At 54.0% G+C, this 9,632-nt stretch carries 10 protein-coding genes; 2 read left to right on the forward strand and 8 right to left on the reverse strand.

Going from position 1 to position 9,632, the window contains the following annotated elements; translation table 11 throughout:
* The first annotated feature begins 9 nt into the window (after positions 1 to 9).
* Positions 10 to 1,188, forward strand: a complete 1,179-nt coding sequence (locus tag ACUY4Q_RS24125) for an esterase (protein WP_458045115.1) — start codon at positions 10 to 12, stop codon at positions 1,186 to 1,188.
* Positions 1,189 to 1,230: 42 nt separating this feature from the next.
* Here the strand turns inward: ACUY4Q_RS24125 and yieH are convergent, their stop codons facing one another.
* Positions 1,231 to 1,896, reverse strand: coding sequence for a 6-phosphogluconate phosphatase (gene yieH, locus ACUY4Q_RS24130; protein ID WP_458045116.1), 666 nt, complete (start codon positions 1,894 to 1,896; stop codon positions 1,231 to 1,233).
* 169 nt (positions 1,897 to 2,065) lie between these two features.
* Between yieH and ACUY4Q_RS24135 the strand changes: the two genes are divergently transcribed.
* A complete protein-coding gene (locus ACUY4Q_RS24135) occupies positions 2,066 to 3,400 on the forward strand; it encodes an NCS2 family permease (RefSeq protein WP_458045117.1) in 1,335 nt (444 codons plus the stop codon).
* 110 nt (positions 3,401 to 3,510) lie between these two features.
* Here the strand turns inward: ACUY4Q_RS24135 and ACUY4Q_RS24140 are convergent, their stop codons facing one another.
* The 7 genes from ACUY4Q_RS24140 to rpmH all read right to left on the reverse strand — a co-directional run bounded on the left by ACUY4Q_RS24140 (position 3,511) and on the right by rpmH (position 8,962).
* Positions 3,511 to 4,242 carry a 4'-phosphopantetheinyl transferase family protein gene (locus ACUY4Q_RS24140; protein ID WP_458045118.1) on the reverse strand — a complete coding sequence of 244 codons (732 nt, stop codon included), beginning with the start codon at positions 4,240 to 4,242 and terminating at the stop codon, positions 3,511 to 3,513.
* Between the two features lie 166 nt (positions 4,243 to 4,408).
* A complete protein-coding gene (locus tag ACUY4Q_RS24145; RefSeq protein WP_458045119.1) occupies positions 4,409 to 5,089 on the reverse strand; it encodes a hypothetical protein in 681 nt (226 codons plus the stop codon).
* Positions 5,086 to 6,450 (reverse strand): tRNA uridine-5-carboxymethylaminomethyl(34) synthesis GTPase MnmE, encoded by a 1,365-nt coding sequence (gene mnmE / locus ACUY4Q_RS24150; protein WP_458045120.1) that lies wholly within the window; start codon positions 6,448 to 6,450, stop codon positions 5,086 to 5,088. The genes ACUY4Q_RS24145 and mnmE overlap by 4 nt, the downstream gene beginning before the upstream one ends.
* A gap of 127 nt (positions 6,451 to 6,577) precedes the next feature.
* Complete coding sequence (gene yidC, locus ACUY4Q_RS24155; RefSeq protein WP_458045121.1) at positions 6,578 to 8,221, reverse strand: membrane protein insertase YidC; 1,644 nt, start codon at positions 8,219 to 8,221, stop codon at positions 6,578 to 6,580.
* Between the two features lie 2 nt (positions 8,222 to 8,223).
* Positions 8,224 to 8,481 carry a membrane protein insertion efficiency factor YidD gene (gene yidD, locus ACUY4Q_RS24160; RefSeq protein ID WP_458045122.1) on the reverse strand — a complete coding sequence of 86 codons (258 nt, stop codon included), beginning with the start codon at positions 8,479 to 8,481 and terminating at the stop codon, positions 8,224 to 8,226.
* Positions 8,445 to 8,804, reverse strand: coding sequence for a ribonuclease P protein component (gene rnpA / locus ACUY4Q_RS24165; protein ID WP_088221260.1), 360 nt, complete (start codon positions 8,802 to 8,804; stop codon positions 8,445 to 8,447). Before rnpA ends, yidD begins: the two co-directional genes overlap by 37 nt.
* 17 nt (positions 8,805 to 8,821) lie before the next feature.
* Complete coding sequence (gene rpmH, locus ACUY4Q_RS24170) at positions 8,822 to 8,962, reverse strand: 50S ribosomal protein L34 (RefSeq protein ID WP_003849659.1); 141 nt, start codon at positions 8,960 to 8,962, stop codon at positions 8,822 to 8,824.
* Positions 8,963 to 9,632 lie beyond the last annotated feature (670 nt).

Below are 9,632 nucleotides of genomic sequence, written 5' to 3' on the forward strand. Positions count from 1 at the left end.
GGTAATGATATGAAACGACAACTTACCTGTCTGACCCTTGCGGTATCAGCGCTGTTAGGCGCTATGGCAGTTCCTGCGTTTGCAGCACCCTTCCCGGTCACGCCAGATATGTCTGTTCCGGTAAGCCAGTATGTTACGCAGGTCAACGCAGATAAGAGCATCACCTATCGCCTGTTCGCGCCGGGAGCTAAACGTGTTTCGGTGGTTACCGGGTCCACGCCGGACAGCTTCGTCTCCCATGATATGACCAAAGACGACAGCGGTGTCTGGTCCTGGAAGAGCGAGAGCCTGGCACCGAACCTCTACGAGTACTATTTCGATGTGGACGGGTTCCGCTCGGTAGACACCGGCAGCCGTTATCAGAAGCCGCAGCGCCAGGTGAATACCAGCCTGATTCTGGTGCCGGGGAGCATTCTGGACGATCGCGCGGTTCCTCATGGCGACCTGCTGACCGTGACCTACCATTCAAAAGAGCTGCGTTCTGAGCGTCGCGTCTATATCTGGACGCCGCCGGGCTATAACGGCAAAGGTGAACCGCTGCCGGTGCTCTACTTCTATCATGGCTTTGGTGACACCGGTCTTTCGGCGATCGACCAGGGGCGTCTGCCGCAGATCATGGATAACCTGCTGGCAGAAGGCAAAATTAAGCCGATGCTGGTGGTTGTGCCGGATACAGAGACCGACATCGTGCAGGCGATTGCGGAAAATTATCCGCCGAAAGAGCGGCGTAAGACCTTCTATCCTCTTAATGCCAAAGCGGCTGACCGGGAATTAATGCATGACATTATTCCGCTGGTCGACGGTCGATTTAACGTGCGTAAGGACGCAGCCGGGCGCGCCCTGGCGGGATTATCGCAAGGTGGCTATCAGGCGCTGGTGTCAGGGATGAACCATCTGGAGAGTTTCGGCTGGCTGGCGACCTTCAGCGGCGTGACCACCACAACGGTACCGGACGCAGGGGTGACGGCACAGCTTAATAAACCGCAGGGGGTTAATGCCCAGCTTCATAACTTTACGGTGGTGGTGGGCGAGAAAGACTCGGTGACCGGTAAAGATATTGCGGGCCTTAAAAGTGAACTGGAGAAGCAGGGCATCAAGTTTGATTACAAGATGTACCCGGGCCTGAACCATGAAATGGACGTCTGGCGTCCGGCTTATGCTGAGTTTGTGCAGAAGTTATTTAAGTAAGGTGTTACGCCTCTCTCTTCCTTCGCGGGAGAGGCGTCATTCTTAGCGAATGATGTTCCAGCCGCGGGCGCGCCAGAGTTCCGGCAGCTGTGAAAGCGCCGTAAAGGTCGTGACCTGCGGGTGCTCAATGGGCTTGTTATGCGGATCGGCACAGAAGTAAAAGACCTCCATACCCGCTGCGATGCCGGACTGAACGCCAGCCACCGAATCATCCACCAGAATGCAGTGTTTTGTGTTTACCTTCAGCGCGTTGGCGGCATGGAACATCAGCGCCGGGTCAGGCTTCCAGCTTTGGATATCGTAGCCACTAAACAAGAGTTCCGGGAAGTGGTGCAGTAGCCCCAGTTTGCCCAGAGAGTGCTGCATTTTGCTGACCGGGCCGTTGGATACCACGCAAATCGGCACGGTCACCGCGTCTAAAAGCGCTTTTGCGCCAGGAATGATTTCCAGCTCAGCATCAAAAAGACGGGCAACTTCGCTGCGGAACACGGGCTCCAGCGCAGTCTTGTCCAGCGTCTTTCCGTGTTCTTCGCCAATCACTTCGATGATCTCGTAGAGCTTCATGCCTTTGAAGCGTTTGAACACCTCCTCCAGATCGAGGGTGATACCAAACTCTTTAAACATATGCACATACGCGCGCGAACAAATGACTTCACTGTCGACCAGGGTGCCGTCACAGTCGAAAAATACTGCTTCTATTTCAGACATGCCTTTTCCTGTTACTTGCAAGTTTAACGTTTACTTAAGCCAGATTACCCCACGCAATCGTTGCCGTATAAGCAAATTCAATGAAAAAAAGTGTGTGATAACGGTCAACATTGTCTCATTTTGGTATAGGATAGCGACGAATTTTCCCTCCTTTGTCCGGAAATTGATAATGAGCCAACAACACACTACCCAGGCGTCGGGCCACGGGTTGCTCGAGCGCGTGTTTAAACTGCGCGAACATGGCACGTCGGCACGCACCGAGGTGATCGCCGGTTTCACCACCTTTTTAACGATGGTGTACATCGTTTTTGTTAACCCGCAGATTTTGGGTGTCGCTGGCATGGACACCAGCGCGGTCTTCGTGACGACCTGCCTGATTGCAGCGTTTGGTAGTATCCTGATGGGCCTGGTGGCCAACCTGCCGGTTGCGCTGGCACCCGCAATGGGGCTGAATGCCTTCTTCGCTTTTGTCGTGGTCGGGGCAATGGGACTTTCCTGGCAGATCGGCATGGGCGCGATTTTCTGGGGCGCGGTTGGCCTGCTGCTGCTGACCATTTTCCGCGTGCGTTACTGGATGATTGCCAATATCCCGGTCAGCCTGCGCGTGGGGATCACCAGCGGGATCGGTCTGTTTATCGGCATGATGGGGCTGAAAAATGCCGGTGTTATCGTGGCGAACAAAGACACCCTCGTCTCCATTGGCAACCTGACCTCCCACAGCGTTCTGTTGGGCGTGCTGGGCTTCTTTATCATCGCGATTCTGGCTTCCCGTAACATTCATGCTGCGGTACTGGTTTCCATCGTTGTAACTACCCTGCTGGGCTGGTTGCTGGGCGATGTTCAGTATCACGGAATTGTGTCTGCCCCGCCGAGCATCACAAGCGTAGTGGGTAACGTAGACCTCGCCGGTTCGTTTAATATCGGTCTGGCAGGGGTCATTTTCTCCTTCATGCTGGTTAACCTGTTCGACTCCTCCGGCACGCTCATCGGGGTCACCGACAAAGCCGGGCTGGTGGACGAAAAAGGTAAATTCCCGCGTATGAAGCAGGCGCTGTATGTCGACAGCATCTCGTCCGTCGCGGGTTCCTTTATCGGTACCTCTTCCGTGACGGCTTACATCGAGTCATCTTCTGGTGTCTCAGTCGGTGGCCGTACGGGGCTGACGGCGGTTGTGGTCGGCCTTCTGTTCCTGTTGGTTATCTTCCTGTCGCCTCTGGCCGGGATGGTGCCGGGCTACGCTGCGGCGGGCGCGCTGATCTACGTTGGTGTACTGATGACCTCCAGCCTCTCCCGTGTGAAGTGGGATGACCTGACGGAAGCGGTCCCTGCGTTTATTACCGCGGTCATGATGCCGTTCAGCTTCTCAATCACTGAAGGTATTGCGCTGGGCTTCATCTCTTACTGCGTGATGAAAATTTTCACCGGACGTCTGCGCGATTTGAGCCTGTGCGTCATTGTGGTGGCCCTGCTGTTCCTGCTGAAAATCGTCTTTATCGACCATTAATAACTTCAGCTGTAACGATAAAAGCCCGGAGCGCGATATCGCCTCCGGGCTTTTTTATTGGATTAGCACACGCTGAGCAGACTCAGCCAGGCCCGTTCAGCGGCCCAACTTTACCTGTCTGCTGGCAAGCTGGTGAATCGCATCAGACGGGAGGCGGGGTCGTTGGCACGGGTTTGCACGTCAGAGAGATAGCGCCAGCCGTTCTTGCCGTCATATTCCCATATTTTCAGGCTTTCAATCGCCGGTGTGGCGGCGACCGACCAGATCAGGACATCTTCAGCATCACTCAAGACTTCTACCTGCGCCCGTTGCTGTACACGCAGACGCCCTGCGCCGGGCAGCAGTTGCAGCATATCGTTGCCATCCCCCATCTGGCTTATCATCTTCAGCACGCTTTGTCTGAGGGTGGAGAGCTGAGTCTGAGCCTCATTGGGGTCGTTTTGATTGTTAATCCACAACTGTTCATTGCTGGAAAAGTGTTTACCTTGCTGCGCGTGAGGGCTATGGAAGCTGCGTGTCGCGCGCTGGAGTTCCATATCCAGGCCACATTCACCTTCGGTGATGATCGCCACGCCCACCATATTTCCGGCATACGCCAGAGAAAAGTGCGGCAGGTCAGGATCGGCAAATTTAGGGCGGCCGCTGGCTTCAGTCATGATGTCCGGTAATTCACCGAGTCCGTACAACATAAACATCATTTCTGCGAGTAAGGCCCGTGATGCCAGGAAGCGTGATTGCTGGTGCTCAGGAAGTTGTCTCGCGCTGTCGCGACAGGCCTGAGAGAGCCGGGGGGAGGCTGAACAGCCTTCAGAAAGGATCCCTCTTGCAAAATGCGTTGCCATTTTTCGCTCCGTGATAATGGTCTGGTACTGGAAACGATAATTCACATTATCGCGTATACCGTTTAGGTTTTAATGTGGAAATACAGATCTGAAAAGCCCCTGATGGCGACTTTTACAATTTATTTAGTCAATACTTCCCCCTTTCCACATTTCCTCCACAATTGAGTCAGCAGGGCAGTACGCGCGTCCAGTTGTAGTTCACCTGGGCAAGGGTCAACGTGCCCTCGACAGCGCCGTAACGCTGATGCTGATGTTGTGCAAAAAAGTGCCGAATCGGCAGGGGGAGATATTGTGCACGATAACGTAATAATGTTGTGTGCCAGAAGAGCGGTGGCAGCGGGGCGTTCCGGTGTCGAGCCATCAGCTTATCGCGCCAGGGTGAGGTCAGCAGTGCCTCGCAGAGAGCCTGCCGTGCCTGTATGCTTTTTTCATCGGCAACGCCCGCGAGTAAAAGCTGGCTGGGAAGCGCCACCAGTCGGAGCGCTTCGATGTTTAGCGGTTGGCGGTGCCACTTTTGCCAAAGGGCCTGCAACGGCGCGAGATCGTCAGGCTGATGTTCGTCATCATACAGCGGCAAAGTGAAGGGCAGAAAGGTGAAGTGCAGCCCTGCGGGCGGCATGATATCAGCCCGTTCATCACCGTCGGTTAACAGCGCCAGCTCAGCGAGCAGTGCGGAAACTGCGGATGATAACGCCGGTTGGATCCCGCTCGCCAGCGCCAGTTTATGCGGATCATAATAAGCCTGACGCATGGGTTCGCCGCAATCAGGTGCGACCTGCCAGGCGGCCAGCGTTTTTTCACTGGTCGCCGTGTAAAGCCTGCTAAGTGCAGCGGCAGAGAGGGTCATTTTCCGATACAGAAGCTCGAGAAAATGCGGCCAAGCAGGTCGTCAGAGGTAAAGTCGCCGGTAATCTCGCTGAGCGACTGCTGCGCCAGGCGTAACTCTTCCGCCAGCAATTCACCTGCCCAGGCACCCAGCAACTGCGCTTTGCCCTGTTGCAGATGGTTTGCCGCCTCTTCCAGCGCCTGGAGATGGCGACGGCGAGCAAGGAAGCCGCCTTCCATGTTGGTATCGAACCCCATACTCTGTTTGAGATGGTTTCTTAGCGCCTCCACACCCTCACCGGTTCGCGCGGAAAGGCGAATAAGTGAGTGACCATTCACATCGCTGATACCCAGCGCCTCGCCTGTGACATCGGCTTTGTTACGTACAACGGTGATCGGCAATTTTTGCGGCAGGCGGGCAATAAAGTCCGGCCAGATTTCGGCAGGATCCTGCGCGTCGGTGGTGGTGCCGTCCACCATAAACAGCACCCGGTCGGCTTGCTCGATTTCCAGCCAGGCGCGTTCGATACCGATACGTTCAACTTCGTCGTTGGCATCACGCAGGCCGGCAGTATCGATAATATGCAACGGCATACCGTCAATATGGATGTGTTCACGGAGTACATCGCGTGTGGTGCCAGCAATGTCCGTCACAATCGCCGCTTCACGGCCCGCCAGCGCGTTCAGCAGGCTTGATTTCCCGGCATTCGGGCGACCGGCAATCACCACCTTCATCCCTTCGCGCAGCAGACTGCCCTGGCGCGCTTCAGCACGCACGGCGTCCAGATCAACAATGACCTCGTTGAGCTGGGCTTCAATTTTACCGTCAGAGAGGAAGTCGATCTCTTCATCAGGAAAGTCGATAGCCGCCTCAACGTAGATTCGCAGGTGAGTAAGTGCTTCCACTAAATGATTTACACGCGCGGAGAACGCACCCTGCAAGGAGTTCAGTGCGGAGCGTGCTGCCTGCTCTGAGCTGGCATCAATCAGGTCGGCGATGGCTTCTGCCTGCGCTAAATCCAGTTTGTCATTGAGGAAGGCACGCTCGGAAAACTCGCCCGGGTTGGCAATGCGCAGCCCTGGGATAGTCAGAATGCGTTTGAGCAGTAAATCCAGAATCACCGGACCGCCGTGGCCTTGTAATTCCAGGACGTCTTCACCAGTAAAGGAGTTGGGGCCAGGGAACCACAGGGCGATGCCCTGATCCAGTGCCTTACCGTCGACATCGTTGAACGGCAGATAATCGGCGTAGCGAGGCTTTGGCAGCTTGCCTAAAACCGTTTGCGCCACATCACGGGCTTTCAGGCCTGAAATACGCAGGATACCCACGCCACCGCGTCCTGGTGGGGTTGCCTGGGCGACAATGGTGTCGTTATGGCTCATGATAGTTCTCTTTTAAATGTAAAAAAGGCGGTCTAATGACCGCCTTCTCTGGCATTAACTTTACCGTGAATACTCGAAATAATTCAAGTTGCAGCCAACGCAGCTGCGGCTTGAAGAATGAAGAGTATCAGGAGCTTTTCTTCTCGCGGCTATGCAGACCACGTTTCTCCAGACCACGGTAAATCAGCTGCTGCTGCAGAATGGTCACCAGGTTACTGACGATATAGTACAGCACCAGGCCTGACGGGAACCACAGGAAGAACACGGTGAAGATGACCGGCATGAAGGTCATGATCTTCTGCTGCATCGGGTCGGTCACGGTGGTCGGCGACATCTTCTGGATGAAGAACATCGTTACGCCCATCAGGATCGGCAGGATGTAGTACGGGTCCTGTGCGGACAAGTCGTGGATCCACAGCGCGAACGGCGCGTGGCGCAGTTCAACCGAGCCCATCAGCATGTAATACAGCGCCAGGAAGATTGGCATCTGAATCAGCAGCGGGAAACACCCACCCAGCGGGTTTACTTTTTCCGCTTTGTAGAGCGCCATCATTTCCTGGCTTTGACGTTGCTTGTCATCGCCCAGACGCTCACGCATGGCCTGAATCTTCGGCTGCAGCATACGCATCTTCGCCATGGAGGTGTACTGCGCTTTGGTCAGCGGGTACATGATGCCACGAACGATAAAGGTAATCGCGATGATGGAGAAGCCCCAGTTGCCCAGGAAGCTATGGATCCATTTCAGCAGTTTGAACAACGGCTGAGAGATGAACCACAACCAACCGTAATCAACGGTCAAATCCAGGTGAGGTGCTGCTGCGGCCATTTTGTCCTGAATTTCCGGACCAACCCACAGGGTGCTGTTCAGCGCTGCGGTCTGGCCAGGCTGTACCAGGACCGGCTGAGATTTGTAGCCGATGGCTGCAACACCGTTGCCCAGGTTGCTGGTATAGAAGTTATTCGCGCCCGCAACGTGTGGAATCCACGCAGTCGCAAAGTACTGCTGCAGCATCGCCACCCAGCCGTTGGTTGCACTGACGTTCAGGTTTTCGTTATCAGCAATGGTATCGAACTTATATTTTTCATACTTCGCGTCTGGCGTAGAGTACGCTGCGCCACGGAAAGTATGCAGTGCGAAGTTGCTGCTGCCTGTATCGCGGTGCGATGGCAGATTGATGGATTGCTTCAGCTGACCAAAGGCAGAGACTTCCAGCGGTTTTTCGCTGCTGTTCTGCACGTTGTAATCTACGTTTACCGCATATTCACCACGTTTCAGGGTGAAGGTTTTGGTAAAGGTGTTACCGGCCGCATCCGTAAAGGTTAATGGAATCGCCAGTTCGTTCTGACCGTCAGCCAGTGCGAACGCATCTTTTTCGATGTTATACAGCGGACGCGGACCATTAGCCGGATTATCCGGGCCGTCGCGACCTGTCAGACCGCTCTGAGCCTGATAGATAAACTGTGGGGTGGTTTCCAGTAACTGGAAAGGCTCGTTAGAACCCAGCTCTTTCGGGTAACCCAAAAGATGCGCCTGCTCAACATCACCACCACGGGTGTTGATGGTCAGTTCCAGCACGTCGGTTTTAACCGTAATCAGTTTTCCCTGGCCACTGGCTGGTACGCCCTGGTCGGCTGCGTTACCCGCTGCGGTGGTCGTAGTCTGCGTGATCTGCTGCTGAGGCTGAGGATTTTTATCCTGCTCCCAGGCTTGCCAGATCATGAAAGACACGAACAACAAAGCGATGACAAAAAGATTGCGTTGCGAATCCATCGTTAGTGTTCTCTGGTATTAAAGGGTCCTGGCGGGACGGGATCGTCTCCACCCGGATGTAAAGGGTGGCATTTTAATACGCGTTTCACTGTCAACCAACTGCCTTTTATCACTCCAAACCTGCGCAATGCCTCAATTCCATAGTGAGAGCACGTAGGTGTGAAACGGCAACGCGGCCCGAGTAGCGGACTAATCAGGATTTGATAGGCCCGTATAAGGCCTATCAGGAGCCGTGAGCCAGGCGACAATGGCGGCGCCATAATTTTTCCAACGCTTCCGAGAGAGCACGGTTATCGAGATCGGCAACCCCTTTTTTCGCCACCACCACGAAATCCATTGCAGGAAGTTCGTGCTGACGTAAACGAAAACTTTCACGCGTCAGACGTTTAATCCGATTGCGCTCATGAGCTCGTTTAACATTTTTTTTAGCGACGGTAAGACCGATACGGGGATGCCCCAGCGAATTCAGGCGGCCGAGGATGGTGATTTGCGGCGTGCCAGCCCGTTGTGGCTGCTGGAAGACGAAGGTGAAATGATTGGGAGTTAACAACCGTAACTCCCTGGGAAATGCTAGCTTAACCACTCGAAGGGTTAGCTTTATTACTTAGAAACGGTCAGACGAGAACGGCCTTTAGCACGACGACGTGCCAGAACCTGACGACCATTTTTAGTTGCCATACGAGCACGGAAGCCGTGTGAACGGTTGCGCTTCAGTACAGACGGTTGAAAAGTGCGTTTCATGGCGATTTCTACCTAAACTTGAATGAATTCACTGACTTTTGCGTATGTCCGTAAGGCTAAGCGAACGACTAACGCTTCAGTGTGGATGATTTAAGAGGCCGGATTGTAATAATTGTACACTCCGGAGTCAATTCTCTTTCCTTATAACGCGTCTATTTTTGCACATTTCAGGGTGAAAAACAGCCAACGTTCGACGGTTGAAATGAGCTTAACGCGCCGGGGGGAGGATTATACGACCCAAACAGGAAATCGCAAGGATCGTCCAGGATCTTCGTTAGATCAATTAAGCAAGAATTCAGCTTTACTCATTAAATTTTCCAATATGCGGCGTAAATCGTCCCGCATGCTATCCGGGATCGTTTACACTTAGCCGATTCCAAATTGCCCTGTGGATAAATCGTGAAGAATCTGTGAGAAACACAAGATCTCTGAAGCAGATTAGGCTATGATCCGCGGTCCCGATCGCGATCCGAGGATCAGCACCGGGCAATTTACACCATCCTTTTTTACGTCGCGCAGCGCCAGCCAGCAATATGGTGGCCTGAAGGATGAAGTGTAAAACCGCAGATAGCGGTTCGCACGTCACCCCCGTTGGGTCTTATCGACGTGTGTCAACAATCATTAATGTTTCTGTCTTTTATTTATCGATTTTGTTCGAGTGGAGTCCGCC

The organism is Phytobacter cepae (assembly GCF_054165735.1).

What these genes read in the sequence shown, in the direction of transcription:
- ACUY4Q_RS24125 (WP_458045115.1), top strand. Translation starts at nt 10, where the DNA reads ATGAAACGACAACTTACCTGTCTGACCCTTGCGGTATCAGCGCTGTTA.
- yieH (WP_458045116.1), bottom strand. Translation starts at nt 1,896, where the DNA reads ATGTCTGAAATAGAAGCAGTATTTTTCGACTGTGACGGCACCCTGGTC.
- ACUY4Q_RS24135 (WP_458045117.1), top strand. Translation starts at nt 2,066, where the DNA reads ATGAGCCAACAACACACTACCCAGGCGTCGGGCCACGGGTTGCTCGAG.
- ACUY4Q_RS24140 (WP_458045118.1), bottom strand. Translation starts at nt 4,242, where the DNA reads ATGGCAACGCATTTTGCAAGAGGGATCCTTTCTGAAGGCTGTTCAGCC.
- ACUY4Q_RS24145 (WP_458045119.1), bottom strand. Translation starts at nt 5,089, where the DNA reads ATGACCCTCTCTGCCGCTGCACTTAGCAGGCTTTACACGGCGACCAGT.
- mnmE (WP_458045120.1), bottom strand. Translation starts at nt 6,450, where the DNA reads ATGAGCCATAACGACACCATTGTCGCCCAGGCAACCCCACCAGGACGC.
- yidC (WP_458045121.1), bottom strand. Translation starts at nt 8,221, where the DNA reads ATGGATTCGCAACGCAATCTTTTTGTCATCGCTTTGTTGTTCGTGTCT.
- yidD (WP_458045122.1), bottom strand. Translation starts at nt 8,481, where the DNA reads ATGGCGCCGCCATTGTCGCCTGGCTCACGGCTCCTGATAGGCCTTATA.
- rpmH (WP_003849659.1), bottom strand. Translation starts at nt 8,962, where the DNA reads ATGAAACGCACTTTTCAACCGTCTGTACTGAAGCGCAACCGTTCACAC.